Source organism: Rhizobium sp. YS-1r (assembly GCF_000757525.1).
Lineage (GTDB): Bacteria > Pseudomonadota > Alphaproteobacteria > Rhizobiales > Rhizobiaceae > Neorhizobium > Neorhizobium petrolearium.
Genome location: NZ_JPYQ01000010.1, coordinates 1 through 19,689 on the forward strand (window position 1 = coordinate 1; position 19,689 = coordinate 19,689).

Consider the following 19,689-nt stretch of genomic DNA (forward strand, 5'->3'; position numbering starts at 1 on the left):
CCTTTGCCCTGTACAACCCGTCTGCGCTTGGTTAAACCGCCGCTCGATTGGCTTCCAGGCCGCGCAACCAGATAGGGTGGCACATCATGAGCAATCCCAAGACGCCTGATCCGAAGAGCTTTGCAGCCCGTTTCCCCGGCGATTTCCTGTTCGGGGTTGCGACCGCCTCCTACCAGATCGAAGGCGCGACGAAGGCCGATGGCCGCAAGCCTTCCATCTGGGATGCCTTTTCGAACATGCCGGGCCGCGTCTACGGTCGTCACAATGGCGATGTTGCCTGCGATCATTACAACCGCTGGGAAGAAGACCTCGATCTCATCAAGGAGATGGGCGTCGAAGCCTACCGTTTCTCGATCGCCTGGCCGCGCATCATTCCGGACGGCACCGGGCGCATCAACGAGAAAGGGCTCGATTTCTACGACCGGCTCATCGACGGCTGCAAGGCGCGCGGCATCAAGACCTATGCGACGCTCTACCATTGGGACCTGCCTTTGATGCTGATGGGCGACGGCGGCTGGGCGGCGCGCTCCACGGCCTATGCCTTCCAGCGTTATGCGAAAGTGGTGATGGCCCGCCTCGGCGACCGGCTCGATGCGGTCGCGACCTTCAACGAGCCCTGGTGCATCGTCTGGCTTTCCCATCTCTACGGCATCCATGCGCCGGGCGAGCAGAACATGGAGGCGGCGCTTGCCGCCATGCATCACGTCAATCTTGCCCACGGCCTCGGCGTCGAGGCGATCCGGCATGTGACGCCGAACGTTCCTGTCGGCATCGTCATCAATGCGAACTCGGTCATTCCCGGCTCCGACAGCCCGGCAGACCTTGCCGCGGGCGAACGGGCTCACCAGTTCCACAACGGCGCCTTCTTCGATCCGGTCTTCAAGGGCGAATATCCGAAGGAATTTCTCGACGCGCTCGGGGACCGCATGCCGGCGGTCGAGGAAGGTGACTTGAAGATCATCAGCCAGAAGCTCGACTGGTGGGGCCTCAACTACTACACCCCGACGCGCGTCCATGACGATCCTGAACGCAAGGGCGATTTCCCATGGACGGTGGAGGCCAAGCGCGCCAGCGACGTCGAGACGGATATCGGCTGGGAGGTTTATGCGCCGGGCCTCAAGCTGCTGGTCGAGGACCTTTACCGCCGCTACGACCTGCCGGACTGCTACATCACCGAGAACGGCGCCTGCTACAACATGGAGCCGGTCAACGGCGAGGTGGATGACCAGCCGCGCCTCGACTATTATGTCGAGCATCTTTCAGTGGTGGCCGATCTCATCCGGGACGGCTATCCGATGAAAGGCTATTTCGCCTGGAGCCTTATGGACAATTTCGAATGGGCGGAAGGCTATCGCATGCGGTTCGGCCTCGTGCATGTGAACTACGAGACACAGGAGCGGACGATCAAGAAGAGCGGCAAGTGGTATCGCGAGCTTGCCTCGCAATTCCCCAAAGGCAATCACGCGCCCCGCTGATTTCACAGATGTGAGAAGATTTTTCCTGATTTCGCATTGAAAGGGAAAATCATCCCTGTCAAAATGCGGGCGCTCCGGGCATCAATGCGGCAGAAACGAGGCCGCGCCCGGCCAGGATGTGAAAGCCAAACACGATGCTCCGGAACACCGTCTGTCTTCGAATGTGCAGCCTGCTCGGCTAATGCATGCACAAGCGGTTAAACAACCGCCAAACGATCAGACACAATCCGTGAGTCCAAGATGACAATCCAATTTCCAGCGGCTCGATCCGCGCCGGCCAAAGATGCGGCGGGCGATCCCATGGTGGCGTTCGAGGCGGGAACGAAGCGCTTCGGCCGCGACGACGAGAACCAGTTCACCGCCCTCGATGGTATCGATCTTTCCGTGGCGCGCGGCGCCATTACCGGCATCATCGGCCGCTCCGGCGCCGGCAAGTCGACGCTGATCCGCCTCGTCAACGGGCTCGAAAGAGCCACGTCCGGCCGCGTCGTGGTCGATGGCGTAGAGGTGGGCGGCCTTTCCGAAAGCGGGCTGCGCGACCTGCGCCGCGAGATCGGCATGATCTTCCAGCACTTCAACCTGCTCTCCTCGCGCACCGCCTTCGAGAACGTCGCGCTGCCGCTCGAGATCGCCGGCCTGCCCGCGAAGGCGATCAGGGACAAGGTCGGTCCGCTTCTCGATCTCGTCGGCCTCGGCGACAAGGCGAACCGTTATCCGTCCGAGCTTTCCGGCGGCCAGAAGCAGCGCATCGGCATCGCGCGGGCGCTCGCGACCTCTCCGAAACTCTTGCTTTCCGACGAGGCGACATCGGCGCTCGATCCGGAGACCACCCAGTCGATCCTCGATCTCCTGAAGCGCATCAACGCGGAACTGGGGCTTACGGTGCTGCTCATCACTCATGAGATGGAGGTGGTGAAGACCATCGCCTCCGACGTCGCGGTGATCGACCGAGGGCGGATCGTCGAAAAGGGCCGCACCTTCGACGTTTTCACCGATCCGAAGCACGAGACGACACGGGCGCTTCTTTCAGGCCTTGCCGGCGCGAAGCTGCCGGAGGCGATCGCCCGCAAGCTTGCCGCGACGCCGCAGGCGGTCTCGCGTGCCGTGGTGCGTGTCACCTTCTTCGGCGAGACGGCGCAGCAGCCGTTGGTCTCCAGGCTCATCCAGGAACTCGGTTCCGAGGTGAACATCATCGCCGGCACGATCGACGAGATCGCCGGCGAGCCCTATGGGTCGCTGGTCATCGCCTATTCGGCGACGCCCGAGGTGCTTGCCCGCGCCGAGCGCTTCTATTGTCAGACCGGCCTGCAGACGGAGGTGCTAGGTTATGTCGCCTGACATGCTCTTCAACCTGCTCACCAAGGCGCTTCTCCAGACCCTGCAGATGGTCGCCGCCGCCGGCCTCATCGGCTCGCTGATCGGCCTGCCGATCGGCGTGTTCCTGGCGACCAGCGGCCGCGGCGAACTCTATGCCGCGCCGACAGCAAACCGCATCGTCGGGCTGGTCGTGAATGCGGCGCGATCGACGCCCTTCATCATCCTCGTCGTGGCGATCATCCCCTTCACCCGGCTGGTGGCCGGCACGTCGATCGGCACGTCGGCTGCGATCGTGCCGCTCACCATCGCCACCATTCCCTTCGTCGCGCGGCTGGCCGAAGCGGCGATCCGCGAAGTGGACAAGGGCCTGATCGAGGCTGCGCGCGCCATGGGCGCCACGCCGATGCAGATCGTTTTCAAGGTGCTGCTCGCCGAAGCCAGGCCCGGCCTGACGCTGGCGCTCACGCTCACGCTCGTCAGCCTGGTCGGCTATTCGGCCATGGTTGGCGCGGTCGGCGGCGGCGGGCTCGGCGACCTCGGCATCCGCTACGGCTACCAGCGCTTCATGCCGGACGTCATGCTGGCGGTGGTCGTGGTGCTGATCGTGCTCGTGCAGGCGATCCAGAGCCTGGGCGACGCGCTCGCCCGACGCTTCGACAAGCGCAGCCGCAAGACCTGATTTTTGAAATCCAGCCTCCCAAGACTGGCCTCGACAACAACCTGAAGGAGACACCCATGAGGAAGTTCATCATCGCGGCGGCGTTTGCCGCTTTGGCAGCCGCCCCGGCACTTGCGGAAACGATCAAGATCGGCGTGACCCCCGGCCCGCATGCCCAGATCATGGAAAAGGTCAAGGAAGTGGCGGCCGGCAAGGGCCTCGATATCGATATCCTCGAATTCTCCGATTACGTGGTTCCGAACCAGGCACTGGCGGACGGCGAGCTCAATGCAAACTCCTTCCAGCACCAGCCCTATCTCGACAACCAGGTGGCCGATCGCAAGTTCGATCTCGTCAGCGTCGCCCAGACCGTCAACTTCCCGATGGGCGTCTATTCGAAGAAGGTTAAGAGCCTTGACGAGCTGAAGGACGGAGCAACCGTCGCCATCCCGAACGATCCGACGAACGGCGGTCGCGCGCTGCTCATCCTCGCCGACCAGGGGCTGATCAAGGTTGACGCCGCCAAGGGCCTCAAGATCGGCCCGGCCGACGTGACCGAAAACCCGAAGAACATCGAGTTCGCCGAACTCGATGCCGCCCAGCTCCCTCGCTCGCTCGATGATGTCGACGCGTCGGTGATCAATACCAATTACGCGCTGGAAGCCGGCCTCAATCCGAAGACGGATCCGATCGCCCGCGAAGGTGAGAAGGCGCCCTACATCAACGTCATCGCCGTCAGCGCTAAGGACAAGGATGCTGCCTGGGTCAAGACGCTGATCGAGGCCTATCACAGCGATTCCGTGAAGGATTTCGTCAATACCCAGTTCAAGGGTGCGGTCGTCGCAGCCTGGTAATTTCAGGATTTTCTGTATTTCTTTGCAGGGCCGGTCCTCGAAGGCGAGGGCCGGCCTTCTTCTTTAACGCTATCTGAAGGAATACCCGCGAAAGATGTAAAATCCAACGAGGTATTCCATGCGGTTTCTTCCGTCACGTTTTCGGCGCCCCGTTTCCGTCGGCCGTCGTTCCGCCGTGACGTCGATGCTGTTTGTTTTTGCGGTCGTCGTCGTCCTGGTGACGACCTTCATTCTGACCGCGCTCGATCGTCTTGCGGACCATGCCAATCGTCTTGATGACGCCCGGTCGCGGGAAACCACCACAGGCGCGATCCATACGTTCGAAGATCAGCTCCACGCGACGCTGAACGACTATGCCGCCTGGGACGATGCCGCCAGGTTCGTCTACGCCGGCGATCAGGAGTGGATCGTCAGCAACTACGGTGACATGACCGTCAATAGCGATCTCTTCGACCTTGCCGTGGTCATGGATGCGGACCGGAACGTGCTCATGGCCTATCAGGACGGTCAGCCGGTTACCTGGTCGCCGCGGGATTATCTCGACGCATCGCTCTGGACGCTGTTCGACATGGCGAGTTCTGCCAGTCCTGCCGCTGTGCCGGAAGCGGCAGGCTTCATCCGGACCAAAAAGGGCGTGGCTGCCGTCGGGGTCGCGTTGATCCGTCAGAAATCCGGCGCCCTCGACCAATCGCCGCAGAGCCACCGCTTCCTGATCTTTGCACGCCATCTGGACGAGGCAAAGGTCAAGAAGCTCGCGGAGACCTATGTCATCGACGGCCTTCGCTTTGCCGATGCGGGCGAGGTGACGCCCAATACCGTGGAGATCCGCAATATCCATGGCAAGGTGCTGCAGCAGCTTGTCTGGCGTTCGCGACTGCCGGGCAATATGGCGTATGCGCAGGTGCGACCGCTCGTCTATTCTGCACTTGCCATGGTCGGCCTGTTCTTCCTGCTTCTCTTCGTCTCCGGCAGCAAGACGCTGAACCGGCTGAAAGCGGATGAGGCGGCTGCGCGGCACCTTGCGATGAGAGACCGGCTGAGCGGGCTTCTGAACCGGGCAGGCTTCTTTGCCGCACTGGACGGCCTTGTCCTGGAAAGCCGCCGTGGCGGCATCGACGTAGCTCTGCTCTATCTCGATCTCGACGGGTTCAAGGAGGTCAACGACGCCTATGGCCACGGCACCGGCGACAGGTTGATCCGCGGTGTGGCGGCCGGCCTCAAGGCGCTTGTCGGCAAGGAGGCGATCCTTGCCCGGGTTGGCGGTGACGAGTTCGCCGTTGCTGTTTCCTCCGCGCATGTCTGCCGGATCGCGGATATCCTGAGCGACCGAATCCACGGCTTCCTTGACGAGCCCTTCGTGATCGGCGAACGGGTCGCGACCGTCGGAACCAGCATCGGCGTTGCCATCTCCCGACGGGGCGGGATTTCAGGCGAGGAACTGGTGCGGCATGCCGACATGGCCATGTATCGCGCCAAGGAGACCGGCGGCGGCCGGACCGTGCATTTCCAGCCGGAGATGGATGCGGAGCGCCAGGAGCGCAATATGCTGGAGATTGATCTCAGGCGGGCAATCGAGCGACGCGAAATCAATGTGGTTTATCAGCCCGTGGTGGATGCGCAGACATGGCGTCTGGTCGGCGTCGAGGCCCTTGCTCGCTGGGATCGCGAGGGGCATGGTCCGGTGTCGCCCGACGTCTTCATTCCGATCGCAGAATCGACCGGCCTTATTGACCAGCTTGGACTGTTTGTGCTGCGCCGCGCCTGCGAGATGATCGCTCACTGGCCGGATCTGAGGCTCTCCGTCAACATTTCACCGGGGCAGTTCCGCGATCCCGCCTTTGCCGTGCATGTCGGGGCGGTCTTCCGGGAGGCGGAAACGGACCCGGCGCGCATTACGTTGGAAATGACCGAGGGCTATTTCATCCGAAATCCGGATCGTGCGCGCCTAGCGCTCGCCACGCTGCAACAGCTTGGCGTGAAAATCGCCCTCGACGACTTCGGGGCCGGCTTTTCCAGTGTCGGATATCTCCGCCAATTCGGCTTCGACAGGATGAAGCTCGACAAGTCGATGGTGCATGCCCTGGACAGAGGCGGCCGCGCCGTCGAGATGCTGCAGGCGACGGTGGCGCTTGCCCGTGCGCTCGATATTCCGGTGACGGCCGAGGGCGTGGAGACTGAAAACCAGGCGTTGGCGCTGAAGGTCAGCGGTTGCGACGAGCTGCAAGGCTATATGTTCGGCAAACCGATGTCGGCCGGCGAAATCGACGCCCTCTATCGCGGCGACCGGAGGCCGGGCGGCCTCAGCGCGGCTTGAGAAATCAGCCGCCGATATGCTTCTCGCCGCGCTTCTTTGCCAGCATGATCTGGTGCTGCCGCTGGCGATAGCGCAGCCGGTCTTCTTCCGTCCGCGTGTGATAGCAATGGCTGCAGGAAACGCCTTCCTCGAAATAGGGCGAATTGACCTCTTCTGCCGAAATCGGGTTGCGGCAGGCATGGCAGAGCCGGTGCGGGCCTTCCGTCAACCCGTGCTCGACCGAGACCCGTTCGTCGAAGACGAAGCAGGCGCCTTCCCAGAGGCTTTCTTCCCGCGGCACTTCTTCGAGGTATTTCAGGATGCCGCCCTTGAGGTGGTAGACGTCCTCGAAACCCTGCTCCTTCATGAAGGCGGTCGCCTTCTCGCAGCGGATGCCGCCGGTGCAGTACATGGCGATCTTCGGCTTGTTGTGCAGGCCGGGATTGTTCTTCACCCAGTCCGGAAACTCGCGGAACGTCTTGGTCTTCGGATCGACGGCGCCCTTGAAGATGCCGATTGCCGTCTCGTAGTCGTTGCGGGTGTCGATGACGATCGTGTCCGGGTCGGAGATCAGCGCGTTCCAGTCCTTCGGATCGACATAGGTGCCGACGATGCGGTTGGGATCGATATCCTCGACGCCCATCGTGACGATTTCCCTTTTCAGCCGCACCTTCATGCGCAGGAAAGGCATCTTCGAGGCCCGGCTCTCCTTGTGTTCCAGCTTTGCGAATTCCGGCTGGGAACGCAGGTAGGCCAGAAGGCGGGCGATCGCGTCGTCGGTCCCGGCGACGGTGCCGTTGATGCCCTCGCGGGCGATGAGCAGCGTCCCCTTGATGCCATTCTCATCACAGAAGGCCTGCAGCGGCGCGCGAAAACTCTCGTCGCGGTCGAAACGCGCGAAATGGTAGAGCGCGGCCACGAGAAAGGCGCCCGTCGTTTCGGGGCGGGATAAAGCGAGATTGTCTGTCATGGCGCTGAAATACAGGGTCAGACCGGTTCGCGCAACGTGGTTTCTTTCTTGGATCGTGATGCGTCTTGATGCGAATTGCTATCGTCGTGCCGTCCACTCCGCGTAGGGCCGCATACCGAAATCGGCATCCGGCTCGTCATTGAGTACGCTGATGAACTCAATCGAATGACCGTCGGGATCATGGAAATAGAGCGAAAGCGCCGGCATCCAGCCAATGACGATCGGTTCAGTGATGGGTTCGCCGTGAAAGCCATGCACCTCGATACCCTTTGCCTGCAACAGGGAAGGGGCCTGCATCATCTCGTCTCGCGCCAGACGGAATGCGAGGTGCAGGCGCATCCGCAGAGGACCGGTGCCCGTCTCCCAGAGACCGAGCATGCCGTTCTTCTTACCGTCTACCCAAAAGAACGCAATGCGACGTTCGATGAACTCGGCCGCAAGTTCCAGCCCAAGGACGTCACGGTAGAATGGGATGGAGGTCTTGAGGCTGGCAACGGTAAGATGAGTTTCGTAAATGCCCTGGATCTGGGGCGTTGTCGTACTTGCAGGCATGTTTTCCTCAAAGGTCTGTTTCATCGACCTCCGAAGCTTGCAACCTCAACTGAACTTGAGGTCAATAGGTGTTTCCGTCAATTCCAATCCGGGTGTGCAATCGGGATGTCATTTCTTCCTGAGAAGACTGCCTCAGCCTCTTCCTGAGAAGACTGCCTCAGGCCGGTTCGCGCAACGTGGTTTCTTGCGGATGCGTTTCGTGCCCTTTGTGGACCTTTACCGCCCTGCGCTCCCTGCGAGGGGTGTCGGCTGCCTTTTCCCAGAGAATGGCGATGAGGGAGCTTTCTGTCTCCGCACTGTCGGCGAAGACATCCTCCGCCTTTCCCAAGGCCTCGTGTCTCAGCGCCTGCTGACGTGCGATGATGGCGCCGAGCATGAGGGCGAGCGTGTCGCCGTTGCCGAAAAGTTCCGGGCTTTCATTGACGAGCCCCGTCAAGACGGAAAGGTCGTGCTCGTGGCCAAGCAGGTCGACGAGGTCCTTGGCTTGCCTTTGTTTCGCCAGCATGGCGGATGGCCAGATCTCGCCGAGCAGCGAAATGTGCATCCAGTAGATCTGACCGCATTTGCGCAGTTCGTGATAGGCTTCGGCATCGCCGTGTTTCGCACAGGCGGCAAGCGCGCCATGCGCCCTCAGCCGCTGCTTCCTCCAGGCCTTGGCAAGCCGCTTGGCGGTCTTATGGGGATCGTCGCTCAATTCGAGCTCCTCGATGGCGCCGATCGCTTCGTGGCAGGTTGCGACCGCAGCCTCCATCTTGGCCGGGAGGTCGTGCTCCTCGGCGGCGATCCGGTCGCGCCGCTCCGTCAATGTCTTGGACGCGAAAGCAAGGGCGGCCAGTTCTTCAGCCGAATCCGCCAGGCTTGCGAGATAATCCACGGTTTCCACCAGTGCCGTCGCGTCGCGCACGGCTGCGAGCGTCCGCGCCATGTCGCGGATGCGGGCGTTTTCGCGTCGGCGGAATTCCTTCGCGTCCGGCTGGATCAGCCGGTAGAGGGAGCGTACCCGCTTGAACCGCTTGCGGGCATCGTGCACCGCCTCGTGCTGCCCGTCCGGCTGGTCCTCCAGCAGACGGATCGCTTTCAAAAGCTGGCTTTCGGCGACCGAGCGGAATTCAGCAGTGAAGGACTTAGCGGGCCGCAGACGATAGGCCATTGATCAGCTCCCTGCTCAAATCCTCAGTCGCCATCACCACATTCGAATAACGCCGGTCGCCGGTGATCTCTCGTCCCACCCAGCCGGGGAGTTCAGGGCTCGCGTTCTCGTCTTCTATCTCGACTTCCGCCACGATAAGCCCCTTGTAGGTCCCGCCATAGACATCGACCTCCCAGACATAGCCCTCGTGCTTCACCTCGTAGCGGGTCTTTTCGAGCACGATGCCGACGGCGCTCTGCACCATTTCCTCGGCATCGGAGAGGGGGATGTCGTATTCGAATTCGTCGCGGGCGATGAGCTTGCGGCCGATCTTGATGGTGAGCGTGGCGCGGGCGTGGTCCATGATCCGGACACGGACCGAGCGGTCGTCGCCGGAAGCGATGTAGGCCTGGAGGAAATCCGAGGACGACGACACTTCGGAACGCCAGCCATCGTCCTTCACCAGATACTTGCGCTCGATTTCCTTGGCCATGCGCCGCCCATATCACTCAGGAACTCCTGTAACCCTAGTGCAAAGGTTTGATTTGGCAAACCCGCCTTGCTGCCGCATGGTGTTTTTTCTCGACAATGAGGGTCTCGGGCGTTATCTCCGGGCTCAGTTTCAATCGTTTTAGCGGAGATTATCGCCATGGCCGGCAAGAGCGAAAAGCTGCTTTCCATCCTGAAGCTGCAGCCCGTGGTCCCGGTGCTGATCGTCGACGATGCGAAATCGGCGGTCGGACTTGCCAAGGCACTCGTCGCCGGCGGTCTGAAGGCGATCGAGATCACCATGCGCACGCCGGCAGCCCTTGACGCGGTGAAGGCCGTCGCCACGGAAGTGGAAGGCGCCAATGTCGGCGCCGGAACGATCCTCAATGCGAGGGATTTCGAGGCAGCGGTCAAGGCGGGCTCGACCTTCATCGTCAGCCCAGGCTCGACGCCGGGCGTTCTTTCCGCCGCCAAGGGTTCGCCCGTGCCGCTGCTGCCGGGCGCTGCAACGGCCAGTGAAGCCATGGCGCTGCGCGAGGCAGGCTACGAAGTCCTGAAATTCTTCCCGGCAGAGCAGGCCGGCGGCGCCGCCTATCTGAAGGCGCTTTCATCGCCGCTCGCCGGGACGCTGTTCTGCCCGACCGGCGGCATTTCGCTGAAGAATGCCAACGACTATCTCTCACTGCCGAATGTCGTCTGTGTCGGTGGCTCCTGGGTGGCGCCGAAGGAACTCGTTTCGGCCGGCGACTGGACCGGCATCACGAAGCTCGCTTCGGAAGCGGCGGCGCTGAAGGCCTGATCGCCCGCGGCGAGACGCTCACAACCCCGTCTTTGTAATTTCACAATCGCATTCCTATCTTGCTCCCGAAACCAACAGGGAGATCACGCGATGTTTGACGCCAAGAAGCTTCTCGACCAGTTCCTGGGCTCGCAGGTGCCGGGCCTTTCGGGAACGGTGAAGGACAGGGCAGGGCAGGCGGGCCAGCTCGCCAGGGACAATCCGCTTGCCACCGGCGCGATCGTCGCGGCTCTTCTAGGCACGAAGACCGGCCGCAAACTCGCCGGCAATGTCGCGACGGTCGGCAGCCTCGCCGCAATCGCCGGCCTCGGTTATCTCGCCTACAAGAACTACAAGTCCGGCCAGTCGCCGGAGACCGTGCCGCAGCCATCGCCACAGGCCGGGACGCCCGTCCTGCCGCCGCCTGCCGATTCCGCTTTCAGCACGCAATCGCCGCTGCTCACCAACGATTTCGCGCTCACGCTCATTCGCGCCATGATCGCCGCTGCCAAGGCGGACGGCCATATCGACGAGAGCGAGCGCGCCAACATCATGGAAAAGGTGCACGCGGTCGATCTCGGTTCGGAGGCGGAGGCTTTCATCGAGCACGAACTCGCCAATCCGGTCGATATGGACGAGCTAGTTGCGGCAGCCAGGACCGAAGAGCAGAAGGTCGAAATCTATGCCGCCACGCGGCTGACGATCGATCCCGATACGCGTGCCGAACGCGGCTATCTCGACCTGCTTGCCGGTCGCCTCGGCCTGGCGGACGCTTTGATCGACCATATCGACGCCACCGTCTCGGCGGCGAAGGTGAAGGTTTGATCGCTGCCTTCAGGCCAGTTGCGTTTGCCCCGCCGCTGGCCTAAGCCTCTTTGCTCAATGGCAGAGGCAGACATGCGCGATCTCAAGAACTACAAGGTGGCCGCTCCCGCTCCGGTCACACTCAAGGGCCGGTTCGTGACCCTCGAACCCTATGAGAGGGAAAAGCACCTTCAGGCGCTGTGGGATGCATTGGGCGGCAAGGCGGGCATCAACGATCTGCTCAAATATTTTCCCAATGACGAATATGCCGAAGCCGGAGAACTTGGCGCCTGGATCGAGAACGCCCGTGCCGTTTCGAACTGGGTGACGCTGGTCTTCCGCGAGAACGCCACCGGCAAGGTGGTCGGCATGGCGAGCTACATGCGTCCCGACCCGAAGAACGGTGTGGTCGAGGTCGGTTCCGTCGCGCACGGGCTTTCGATGAAGCGCTCGCCGATTGCGACCGAAGCGCATTACCTGATGGCCAAGCACGCCTTCGAGGATCTCGATTACCGCCGCTACGAGTGGAAATGCCATAACGAAAACGAGGCGAGCAAGACGACGGCGCGGCGTTACGGCTTCACCTTCGAAGGCGTCTTCCGCCAGCACGTCATCTCCAAGGGCGCCAATCGCGATACCGCCTGGTTCTCGATGATCGACACGGAGTGGCCGCTCATCAAGGCCGCCTTCGAGGCCTGGCTCCTGCCGGAGAATTTCGACGCGGAAGGCAGGCAGAAGCGGCGGCTCGAAGATGTCCGCGCCGGGATTGCCAAGGATATGGCCGCATGAGCCCTGAAACCAGATCACAGGCAATCGCCGCTGCCGTTATCCTTATCGGCGCTGGCCTCGTCATCTATTTCCTGCCAACCATTGTGCTCGGCATCGGAGAGTTTTCGCCGGCGCTCGGCTTCATCGTCGGCGCGGCATTGCTGCTCGGCTTCTTCGCGATCTTCTGGCTGAGAGCGCGCTATCAGCGGCGCAAATAGCCGTCTTCATGGCATGAACCGCGGCAGGGCCGCAGCCAGTGCATCGACCGCGAGGCGCACCTTCAGCGGCAGGTGCGGCGTCTGCAGCCAGAGCGCATGGCAATCGTAGAGAAAAGGTGGCTCATCCGGCAGAAGCTGCACGAGCGAGCCTTTGCGAATGCGTTCATGCACGAGCCAACCCGGCAACCAGGCTAACCCCATTCCCGCCGCTGCGGCATCGGCGACCGCGTCAAGGTCGTCGAGGCGGAACCGATTGGGCGGCGATATTTCCAGCGGCGATTGCCCATCGCGGGGAAAAAGCCACGGAGGGACGGGGCCTGACCGGCGATAGACGACCGCCTGGTGTGCCGCCAGTTCCTCGATCTTCCCCGGCCGGCCACGAGTTGCAAGATAACCCGGCGATGCGCAGACCAGCATCGGCTGGCGCGCGACGCGGCGGGCGATCACGCCGGCCCTGTCATCGAGATCGCCGGTGCGGATCGCGAGATCGTAGCCGTCCTCTGCAAGATCGATAAGCCGGTCATTGAAGGACAGATCGAGTTCGACTGCCGGATGGCGCTGCGCGAATTCCATAAGGATCGGCAGGACACAATGACGGCCGAAATGCACGGGCATGGCGATCCGCAGCTTTCCGCGCGGTTCGGATTGATGGTCGGCGGCAAGCGCATCGGCCGCCTCGGCTTCCGCCAAAATCATGCGGCAGCGGTCGTAATAGGCTCGACCGAAATCCGTAAGGCTCTGGCGGCGCGTGGTGCGGTGGAGGAGGCGGACGCCGAGCCGTTCTTCGAGAAACTGCACGTGCTTGCCGACCATGGGAGCGGAAAGATCAAGCGCGTCAGCTGCGGCCGCAAAGGAGCCCAGATCGGTCGCCTTGACGAACACGGCCATGCTGGTCAGACGATCCATATTGAAAACTCCTGGTTTCGACTGTCGTGCCGGGAAAGCTCTTTATCGCTTCTGTGGGCGTTGGCATAGCTTATTCCGTTCAATCGTTTTGGAGTTGAGAATGGCGCGCGTTGTCCGCTTCCATCAACATGGTGGCCCGGAAGTCCTGCGGATCGAGAATGTCGATGTCCCGCGGCCGGGTTCAGGCGAGGTACGTATCCGCGTAAAAGCGCTCGGTCTTAACCGAGCCGAGGCTTTGCTGCGGGCGGGAACCTATATCGAGACGCCGACCCTGCCTTCGGGACTCGGGCTCGAAGCGGCGGGCATCGTCGATGCGGTCGGGGAAGGTGTGTCAGGCGTCGCGCCGGACGATATGGTGAGCATCGTGCCGCCGATCTCCATGATCCGCTGGCCCGCCTATGGCGAGTTCGTCGTATTTCCCGAACATCTCGTCGTCAGGCATCCGCCATCGCTCGGCTTCGAGGCCGCGGCTGCTCTCTGGATGTCCCATCTTACCGCCTATGGCGCGCTGATCGATATTGCCAGGCTGCAACGAGGCGATTTCGTCGTCATCACCGCAGCATCGAGCAGCGTCGGACTGGCCGCGGTCCAAATCGCCAAGCTGGTCGGTGCGATACCCGTTGCTGTCACGCGGACGTCAGCCAAGAAAGGGGCTTTGCTGAAAAATGGCGCAACGCATGTGATCGCCTCGGCAGAGGAGGATCTGGAGGGCCGGTTGAAAGAAATTGCCGGTCCGGACGGCGTGAGAGTGGTGTTCGATGCGGTCGGCGGATCGATCTTCATGCCCCTGACGGCCGCGATGGCGCGGGGCGGCATCCTTATCGAATATGGCGGGCTGAGCCCGGAACCAACGCCCTTCCCGCTATTCACCGTGCTCGGCAAATGCCTGACGCTGCGTGGCTACCTGGTTCACGAGATCATCGGCGATCCGGCGCGGCTGGAAACGGCCAAGGCATTCATCCGCGACGGGCTGGAGCGGGGGGTGTTCCGACCGGTGATCGCCAGAACCTTTCCTTTCGAGGAAATCGTCCAGGCGCACCGCTTTCTCGAATCGAACGAGCAGTTCGGCAAAATCGTCGTGACCATCTGACCGCTTTTCGCGATCAGCCGCCAACAAGGCTCGAAGCCTGCAACGAAGCGCCGAGCAGGGAAAGACCCACCAGCAGCACGAAGAGCGCACCGCCGATCTCGATCGCGTGGGTGACACGTCGACCTGCCCGCGAGCCCGGGCCGGCGATCCTCACCGCCACATCTTTGGCGGATACCGCCAGGATGGCGAGGATGGTCACGGTGATCGCCGTGCCGATCGACATGGCGAGTACGGAAAGCACGCCACCGAGATAGAGGCTGTTCAGAAGCGCAAAGCTCATCACCAGGATCGCGCCGGAGCAGGGTCGCAAACCGACCGCAATGATCGCCGACCAGGCTTCCTGCAGGCTGAAATCCTTCGATTTCAGCATCGCAGGGTCGGGCATATGGCTCACGCCGCAGGTTTCGCAATATTCGCCTTCGCCCTGATACTCGTGGTCGTCGATCTCGACGGCCTGGAAGTTGAGCCCGGTCGTGCTGCGCCCGGCGCCTGCGGGGGCGGCCATGGGCAAGGTGACGACGCGCATCCTGAGCGCCCGGATCTTCTTCACCAGCAGCCAGGCGCCGAAGAGAGCGACCAGCGCGAAGCTTGCGATCTCCATCGCCTGGGTCGCGGCTGTCATGGTGATGCCGGAGCCGCGCAGCACGAAATAGGCGGCGCCGACCAGCAGGATCGCGACTGCACCCTGCAGCAGGGCGGAGACGAGGGAGATGACGATGCCGCGTCTGAGTTGAACCTCGTTGGCGATCATGTAGGAGGAGATCACCGCCTTGCCGTGGCCGGGGCCGGCGGCGTGGAAGACGCCATAGGCGAAGGAAAGGCCGATCAGGCCGGAGAGCGCCCACGGGTCCTCGCGCATCGCCTTCAGCGCGCCGGTCAGCGCCCGGTAGAAAGCCTGCTGGTGGGCGTTGATCCAGGCGAAGAAGGGGCCGAGCGGCCCGCCGATCGAAAATGCCGGTTCGGCCGATCCCACCCCGAGCGGCGACTGCGCATGTGCCGCGCCAGCGACCGCCAGCACCGTCATGACGATGAGGGGCAGGGCCCGGCGAGACTTCAGCATGTCACCTCCAGCCTCGTGGCGAAGAGCTTCGACATGTCGGTGCCGGCCGGATCGCTGAAGAAGGCGTCCGTCAATGAGGCGCTGTTCTGGGAGATCACGTCGTCGGGATCGGGCCGGACGACCTTGTGCTGACATTTGGCAAAGCCTGCTCCCTGCACGACCAGGTCGCCATCGGTCGGGAAGTCGATCGAGGTGTAGAGCGAGGGATCGTAAATGCCGAAGGCGAGTCTGCCCTTGAGCGGGACCGGCTTTTCCGGCTTGACCGCGAAGATGACGAGAAGCTGGTTGTTCTCGTCGAGCGAGGCGTGGATCACGTCCGGCTTCTGCACCTCGAACGAAGCCCCATTCACGGTGATCGTCGTGAAATAGTGGTAGTCGGCAAGCGAATTGCGCATCGTTTCGCCGAGTTCGGCGAGCTCGGCCGCATCGAGCTTCAAGTCTGTATTCTTGTCGAAGTCGAGCAGGACGCTGGACGAGAACACTTCGTCGAAGCGCCAGACATTGTGCAGTTCGGCGAGATTGCCGTCATTGCCGGCCAGGACTTCCAGCCGCGCCTCGGCGAAGATATGCGGATGGGCGAGCGCCGGCAGCGGCAGACATGTGAACGCCAGTGCGACGAGAGGTAGGGCGAAGCGTCTCGGCAAGCTCCCGATGATCTCCCCCCTTGAGGGGGAGATGTCACCGGAGGTGACAGAGGGGGGTAGCGACGCTGCGGCAAGATCAGTCGGAGATGAACACGCCGGAACACCCTCCTCTGCCCTGCCGGGCATCTCCCCCTCAAGGGGGGAGATCGCATGCCGCATTGTCTTCTTTCCCATCTGAGATCGCTCCACTTCGTCCCTCGCGCTGTGCCGCACAATTGGGACGGAATTTCGACTCAACCTATGCAGAAGGTAGTCCCTCAATGCTGCCGGCGGAACCAGGCGGAGAGGAAATCGACGAAGCTTCTCACCTTGGCGGGCAGGTAGCGGCGATGCGGATAGACCGCATAGATGCCCCGATCCTTGGCGATGTAGTCGTCGAAGAGCGTCACGAGTTCGCCCGACTGGATCGACGCATTGGCAATGAAATCGGGTATGATCGCCACCCCGATGCCGGCGCGGGCGGCACGCAGAGTCGCCTGCGGGCTGTTTACCTCGATCGGGCCGGTGACGGCGACCGAGATCATTGAGCCGTCCTTGTCGGTGAACCGGACATTGTTGTGCCAGCGGGAATTGGTGTCGATGATGAAGGGGACGCGGTTCAGGTCCTGGGGATGCTCGAGCGGACCGTATTTTGCCACCACGTCGGCGGTCGCCACCGCATAGACCCGAAAGTCGGAGAGCTTTCTGGCGATGAGACCCGAATCCTCCAGCTTGGTGATTCGGATCGCCAGGTCGAAATTCTCCTCGATCAGGTCGACGAACCGGTCTTCTGCGACGATTTCGAGCGAGACATCCGGATGCGATTTGGCGAAGTCGATCATCGACTGGCCGACTTCCGCATCGATGAAGGTGCGCGGCACGGAAACGCGCAGGCGGCCCTTCAAGTCGGCATTGTTTTCGCGCACCAGGTCAGCGAGGTTGTCGATCTCCTTCAGGATGTCCGCGGCCGTGCGGTAATAGGTGTGGCCGGCCTCGGTCAGCGAGAACTGACGCGTGGTGCGGTTGAGTAGCAGCGCGCCGAGATCGTCTTCCAGTTCGCGCACGTATTTCGACAGCAGGGCCTTGGACCGGCCGGTTCGCCTGGCGGCGGCCGAAAAGCCTTCCGCTTCAACCACATCAATGAAGGCCCGCATGCGCGTCAAAGTATCCAAATGTCGCCCCCTTGGCTGCGTGATGTCCTAGGTGGGATTTCATGTTCCATTGTGCAATGCGAATTTTTGACGACGGTAAAAAAATCTCTTGATTATGACCGCGAATATTCTTATCTCCCGGCTTGCCCAAAGTCGCACGTGCCTGTGGGTGTCCGCCGACCCTCGAACTGGGAACCATCCCTAAGGTGAGGTCATCGGTAAGGTACCTGGAATTAACCCCTCCAGTCGCTATTCCGGCCAACCGGGAAATGCGAGGACATCTTGAAGCAACGACGGTGCGGGCCTTTCTGGTCTCTGCAGGCTTTCCATCAGCCTGCAATACTGAAGAGGCACACCATCATTGCCGGAAGTGCGGTTGGGATTTTCCCTCCAATCCATGGCAGACAAAGCCGGATCTTCGCTCGTGGCAGGGCGTTGATCCAAAGATCGCGCGTTTGAGCGTGTCAAGGAACCAGTGTCTCCACCGGCTGGGTCCAGGTGCATTCTCATCCGTCCTTTGTCCTCCGGTTCGCCGGAGCTTTGAGATTTCGAAGGGACTGACCGATGACCACTGCTCGTATTCTCGACTTCATCAAGACCCGACGTCCGGAAGGACCGTGCCTTGTTGTCGATCTCGACGTCGTGCGCGACAATTTCACCGCCTTCCGTCACGCCCTGCCGGACAGCGCGATCTACTATGCGGTCAAGGCCAACCCGGCTCCGGAAATCCTGAAGCTGCTCGCTGCCATGGGCTCGAGCTTCGACTGCGCCTCGGTTGCAGAAATTCAGATGGCACTCGACGCCGGCGCCACCGCCGACCGCATCTCCTTCGGCAATACGATCAAGAAGGAACGCGACGTCGCACGCGCCCATGCGCTTGGCGTCGGCCTGTTCGCCGTCGACAGCCATGAGGAAGTCGAGAAGATTTCCCGCGCCGCTCCGGGCGCCAAGGTGTTCTGCCGCGTGCTGACCGATGGCGAAGGCGCCGAATGGCCGCTTTCCCGCAAGTTCGGCTGCGTGCCGCAGATGGCCGTCGACGTGCTCGTCTACGCTCACCAGCTTGGCCTGGAATCCTACGGCGTCTCCTTCCATGTCGGTTCGCAGATGACCAAGGTCGATGCGTGGGATTCGGCGCTTGCCGATGCACGCCGCGTTTTTGCGCAGCTTGCCAAGCAGGGGATCCACCTGCAGATGGTCAACATGGGCGGCGGTTTCCCGACAAAGTACCTGCGCGACGTGCCGTCCGCCGAAGCCTATGGCCAGGCGATCTTCGCTTCGCTGCGCAAGCATTTCGGCAACAACCTGCCGAAGACGATCATCGAGCCGGGTCGCGGCATGGTCGGCAATGCAGGCGTCATCAAGGCGGAAGTCGTTCTCGTGTCGAAGAAGTCGGACAACGACAACCATCGCTGGATCTTCCTCGACATCGGCAAGTTCGGCGGTCTCGCCGAAACCATGGACGAGGCGATCCGCTATCCGATCCGCACCGAGCGGGATCAGGATGCGATGGAACCCTGCGTTCTGGCCGGCCCGACCTGCGACAGCGCGGACGTGCTCTACGAGAAGAACATGTATCCGCTGCCGGTGACGCTGACCATCGGCGACGAGGTTCTGATCGAAGGCACCGGCGCCTATACGACGACCTATTCGGCGGTCGCCTTCAACGGCTTCGAGCCTCTGAAGGCCTACGTCATCTAAGGGGCGGATTTCCGCTCCCTAATACCGCCAGCCCCGTACCCAGCCGGGGCGGCAAATCCACAATTCCTCTTCATCACCGCTGATAACGGTATTGGGTACGGGAGGCCAAGATGGCCGCTGTTCTTGATTCTGTGCGCGCATTCTTTGCGCCGAACCCCACTTTCACCATAGGCGCCGAAACTCCGGCCGACGTGGTTGCTCGCGAAAACCTGCTCGACCGTGCCATGGGGCCGGATCGGAGGCTGAAGTCGTCGGAGAAGATCCGCCGCGGCCGCGTGCCGGCGGAAGGGCTGGCGCTCGTCGCCCGGGATACGGCGGGACACGTGATCGCCACGGTTCGGTTGTGGAACATCGAAGCCGGTATTTCCCCCGACGGCCAGCCGATCGAGGCGCTGCTGCTCGGGCCGCTGGCGGTCGATTCCGCCCACGAGGGCAAGGGCATCGGCGGCGCCCTGATGCGGGCGGCGGTCACCGAAGCCCGCGGGCGCGGCCACGGCGCCATCCTGCTCGTCGGCGACTCAGCCTATTACGAGCGGTTCGGCTTCTTTGCCGACAAGACCCGGCATCTCGTCATGCCCGGCCCGTTCGAGCGCTCCCGTTTCCTGGCGCTCGAGCTGAAGGCCGGCTGGCTTGAAGGGGCTGCGGGCATGATCGTGCCAAGCGGACGCAAGCTCGCCTGATCCAAAGCATTCTGCAGGCCTTGCGTTTCCCTTGTTGACGCACCTTCCGGCATGCATGACGTCATCCTTATCTATGCTGGCCGTGTCGATTTGTTAGATTGAGGGGGTCGGGAGCGTACCTTGGTCATCTTTGGTAGTGAGAAACGGTGGCCGAGCCCGGTAGGCTGCCGTTTCGA

The 19,689-nt window shown here is 62.2% G+C and carries 20 protein-coding genes; 12 read left to right on the forward strand and 8 right to left on the reverse strand.

Going from position 1 to position 19,689, the window contains the following annotated elements:
- The first annotated feature begins 86 nt into the window (after positions 1 to 86).
- From JL39_RS10875 to JL39_RS10895, 5 genes are all read left to right on the forward strand, one after another.
- On the forward strand, positions 87 to 1,475 hold the full coding sequence (locus JL39_RS10875; RefSeq protein ID WP_037149808.1) for a GH1 family beta-glucosidase: 1,389 nt from the start codon (positions 87 to 89) through the stop codon (positions 1,473 to 1,475).
- A gap of 300 nt (positions 1,476 to 1,775) precedes the next feature.
- Positions 1,776 to 2,813, forward strand: coding sequence for an ATP-binding cassette domain-containing protein (locus tag JL39_RS10880; protein WP_037149810.1), 1,038 nt, complete (start codon positions 1,776 to 1,778; stop codon positions 2,811 to 2,813).
- The gene (locus tag JL39_RS10885; RefSeq protein WP_037149812.1) at positions 2,803 to 3,471 is read left to right on the forward strand and encodes a methionine ABC transporter permease; all 669 of its coding nucleotides are present in this window, start codon (positions 2,803 to 2,805) and stop codon (positions 3,469 to 3,471) included. Before JL39_RS10880 ends, JL39_RS10885 begins: the two co-directional genes overlap by 11 nt.
- A 56-nt stretch (positions 3,472 to 3,527) precedes the next feature.
- The gene (locus JL39_RS10890; protein WP_037149814.1) at positions 3,528 to 4,304 is read left to right on the forward strand and encodes a MetQ/NlpA family ABC transporter substrate-binding protein; all 777 of its coding nucleotides are present in this window, start codon (positions 3,528 to 3,530) and stop codon (positions 4,302 to 4,304) included.
- Positions 4,305 to 4,422: 118 nt separating this feature from the next.
- Positions 4,423 to 6,618: an EAL domain-containing protein gene (locus tag JL39_RS10895; protein WP_037149816.1), complete on the forward strand. Its 2,196-nt coding sequence runs from the start codon at positions 4,423 to 4,425 to the stop codon at positions 6,616 to 6,618.
- A 4-nt stretch (positions 6,619 to 6,622) separates the two neighbouring features.
- Here JL39_RS10895 and JL39_RS10900 read toward each other — a convergent pair whose 3' ends face one another.
- From JL39_RS10900 to JL39_RS10915, 4 genes are all read right to left on the reverse strand, one after another.
- Complete coding sequence (locus JL39_RS10900; RefSeq protein WP_037149818.1) at positions 6,623 to 7,567, reverse strand: rhodanese-related sulfurtransferase; 945 nt, start codon at positions 7,565 to 7,567, stop codon at positions 6,623 to 6,625.
- A gap of 78 nt (positions 7,568 to 7,645) precedes the next feature.
- Complete coding sequence (locus JL39_RS10905; protein ID WP_227705318.1) at positions 7,646 to 8,143, reverse strand: VOC family protein; 498 nt, start codon at positions 8,141 to 8,143, stop codon at positions 7,646 to 7,648.
- Between the two features lie 133 nt (positions 8,144 to 8,276).
- Positions 8,277 to 9,269: a CHAD domain-containing protein gene (locus tag JL39_RS10910; RefSeq protein WP_037149820.1), complete on the reverse strand. Its 993-nt coding sequence runs from the start codon at positions 9,267 to 9,269 to the stop codon at positions 8,277 to 8,279.
- On the reverse strand, positions 9,244 to 9,741 hold the full coding sequence (locus tag JL39_RS10915; protein ID WP_037149822.1) for a CYTH domain-containing protein: 498 nt from the start codon (positions 9,739 to 9,741) through the stop codon (positions 9,244 to 9,246). Before JL39_RS10915 ends, JL39_RS10910 begins: the two co-directional genes overlap by 26 nt.
- A 156-nt stretch (positions 9,742 to 9,897) precedes the next feature.
- On the opposite strand from JL39_RS10915, the gene JL39_RS10920 reads away from it, so the two are divergent.
- From JL39_RS10920 to JL39_RS10935, 4 genes are all read left to right on the forward strand, one after another.
- Positions 9,898 to 10,536, forward strand: a complete 639-nt coding sequence (locus JL39_RS10920) for a 2-dehydro-3-deoxy-phosphogluconate aldolase (protein ID WP_037149823.1) — start codon at positions 9,898 to 9,900, stop codon at positions 10,534 to 10,536.
- Positions 10,537 to 10,626: 90 nt separating this feature from the next.
- Positions 10,627 to 11,340: a tellurite resistance TerB family protein gene (locus JL39_RS10925; RefSeq protein ID WP_037149825.1), complete on the forward strand. Its 714-nt coding sequence runs from the start codon at positions 10,627 to 10,629 to the stop codon at positions 11,338 to 11,340.
- Positions 11,341 to 11,412: 72 nt separating this feature from the next.
- Positions 11,413 to 12,108, forward strand: a complete 696-nt coding sequence (locus JL39_RS10930) for a GNAT family protein (protein WP_037149827.1) — start codon at positions 11,413 to 11,415, stop codon at positions 12,106 to 12,108.
- Positions 12,105 to 12,305 carry a hypothetical protein gene (locus tag JL39_RS10935; RefSeq protein WP_037149831.1) on the forward strand — a complete coding sequence of 67 codons (201 nt, stop codon included), beginning with the start codon at positions 12,105 to 12,107 and terminating at the stop codon, positions 12,303 to 12,305. The genes JL39_RS10930 and JL39_RS10935 overlap by 4 nt, the downstream gene beginning before the upstream one ends.
- 6 nt (positions 12,306 to 12,311) lie before the next feature.
- On the opposite strand, the gene JL39_RS10940 is transcribed toward JL39_RS10935, so the two are convergent.
- The gene (locus JL39_RS10940; protein WP_037149835.1) at positions 12,312 to 13,211 is read right to left on the reverse strand and encodes a LysR family transcriptional regulator; all 900 of its coding nucleotides are present in this window, start codon (positions 13,209 to 13,211) and stop codon (positions 12,312 to 12,314) included.
- 100 nt (positions 13,212 to 13,311) lie between these two features.
- On the opposite strand from JL39_RS10940, the gene JL39_RS10945 reads away from it, so the two are divergent.
- A complete protein-coding gene (locus tag JL39_RS10945; RefSeq protein WP_037149837.1) occupies positions 13,312 to 14,301 on the forward strand; it encodes a zinc-dependent alcohol dehydrogenase family protein in 990 nt (329 codons plus the stop codon).
- Positions 14,302 to 14,314: 13 nt separating this feature from the next.
- On the opposite strand, the gene JL39_RS10950 is transcribed toward JL39_RS10945, so the two are convergent.
- From JL39_RS10950 to JL39_RS10960, 3 genes are all read right to left on the reverse strand, one after another.
- Positions 14,315 to 15,361 (reverse strand): nickel/cobalt transporter, encoded by a 1,047-nt coding sequence (locus tag JL39_RS10950; RefSeq protein ID WP_037149840.1) that lies wholly within the window; start codon positions 15,359 to 15,361, stop codon positions 14,315 to 14,317.
- Positions 15,355 to 15,972 (reverse strand): DUF1007 family protein, encoded by a 618-nt coding sequence (locus JL39_RS10955; protein ID WP_152601102.1) that lies wholly within the window; start codon positions 15,970 to 15,972, stop codon positions 15,355 to 15,357. Before JL39_RS10955 ends, JL39_RS10950 begins: the two co-directional genes overlap by 7 nt.
- Positions 15,973 to 16,262: 290 nt before the next feature.
- Positions 16,263 to 17,156 carry a LysR family transcriptional regulator gene (locus tag JL39_RS10960; protein ID WP_037149846.1) on the reverse strand — a complete coding sequence of 298 codons (894 nt, stop codon included), beginning with the start codon at positions 17,154 to 17,156 and terminating at the stop codon, positions 16,263 to 16,265.
- Between the two features lie 543 nt (positions 17,157 to 17,699).
- On the opposite strand from JL39_RS10960, the gene odc2 reads away from it, so the two are divergent.
- Both odc2 and JL39_RS10970 read left to right on the forward strand, forming a co-directional pair.
- Complete coding sequence (gene odc2, locus JL39_RS10965) at positions 17,700 to 18,833, forward strand: ornithine/lysine decarboxylase (RefSeq protein ID WP_037149849.1); 1,134 nt, start codon at positions 17,700 to 17,702, stop codon at positions 18,831 to 18,833.
- Positions 18,834 to 18,943: 110 nt separating this feature from the next.
- Entirely contained in the window at positions 18,944 to 19,513 is a 570-nt protein-coding gene (locus tag JL39_RS10970) for an N-acetyltransferase (RefSeq protein ID WP_037149852.1), read from the forward strand.
- The last annotated feature ends 176 nt before the right edge of the window (positions 19,514 to 19,689 follow it).

Coding starts and splice junctions, on each gene's coding strand:
- JL39_RS10925 (WP_037149825.1), top strand. CDS start 10,627: ATGTTTGACGCCAAGAAGCTTCTCGACCAGTTCCTGGGCTCGCAGGTG.
- JL39_RS10915 (WP_037149822.1), bottom strand. CDS start 9,741: ATGGCCAAGGAAATCGAGCGCAAGTATCTGGTGAAGGACGATGGCTGG.
- JL39_RS10950 (WP_037149840.1), bottom strand. CDS start 15,361: ATGCTGAAGTCTCGCCGGGCCCTGCCCCTCATCGTCATGACGGTGCTG.
- odc2 (WP_037149849.1), top strand. CDS start 17,700: ATGACCACTGCTCGTATTCTCGACTTCATCAAGACCCGACGTCCGGAA.
- JL39_RS10895 (WP_037149816.1), top strand. CDS start 4,423: ATGCGGTTTCTTCCGTCACGTTTTCGGCGCCCCGTTTCCGTCGGCCGT.
- JL39_RS10910 (WP_037149820.1), bottom strand. CDS start 9,269: ATGGCCTATCGTCTGCGGCCCGCTAAGTCCTTCACTGCTGAATTCCGC.
- JL39_RS10880 (WP_037149810.1), top strand. CDS start 1,776: ATGGTGGCGTTCGAGGCGGGAACGAAGCGCTTCGGCCGCGACGACGAG.
- JL39_RS10920 (WP_037149823.1), top strand. CDS start 9,898: ATGGCCGGCAAGAGCGAAAAGCTGCTTTCCATCCTGAAGCTGCAGCCC.
- JL39_RS10900 (WP_037149818.1), bottom strand. CDS start 7,567: ATGACAGACAATCTCGCTTTATCCCGCCCCGAAACGACGGGCGCCTTT.
- JL39_RS10970 (WP_037149852.1), top strand. CDS start 18,944: ATGGCCGCTGTTCTTGATTCTGTGCGCGCATTCTTTGCGCCGAACCCC.
- JL39_RS10875 (WP_037149808.1), top strand. CDS start 87: ATGAGCAATCCCAAGACGCCTGATCCGAAGAGCTTTGCAGCCCGTTTC.
- JL39_RS10890 (WP_037149814.1), top strand. CDS start 3,528: ATGAGGAAGTTCATCATCGCGGCGGCGTTTGCCGCTTTGGCAGCCGCC.
- JL39_RS10930 (WP_037149827.1), top strand. CDS start 11,413: ATGCGCGATCTCAAGAACTACAAGGTGGCCGCTCCCGCTCCGGTCACA.
- JL39_RS10935 (WP_037149831.1), top strand. CDS start 12,105: ATGAGCCCTGAAACCAGATCACAGGCAATCGCCGCTGCCGTTATCCTT.
- JL39_RS10940 (WP_037149835.1), bottom strand. CDS start 13,211: ATGGATCGTCTGACCAGCATGGCCGTGTTCGTCAAGGCGACCGATCTG.
- JL39_RS10885 (WP_037149812.1), top strand. CDS start 2,803: ATGTCGCCTGACATGCTCTTCAACCTGCTCACCAAGGCGCTTCTCCAG.
- JL39_RS10945 (WP_037149837.1), top strand. CDS start 13,312: ATGGCGCGCGTTGTCCGCTTCCATCAACATGGTGGCCCGGAAGTCCTG.
- JL39_RS10905 (WP_227705318.1), bottom strand. CDS start 8,143: ATGAAACAGACCTTTGAGGAAAACATGCCTGCAAGTACGACAACGCCC.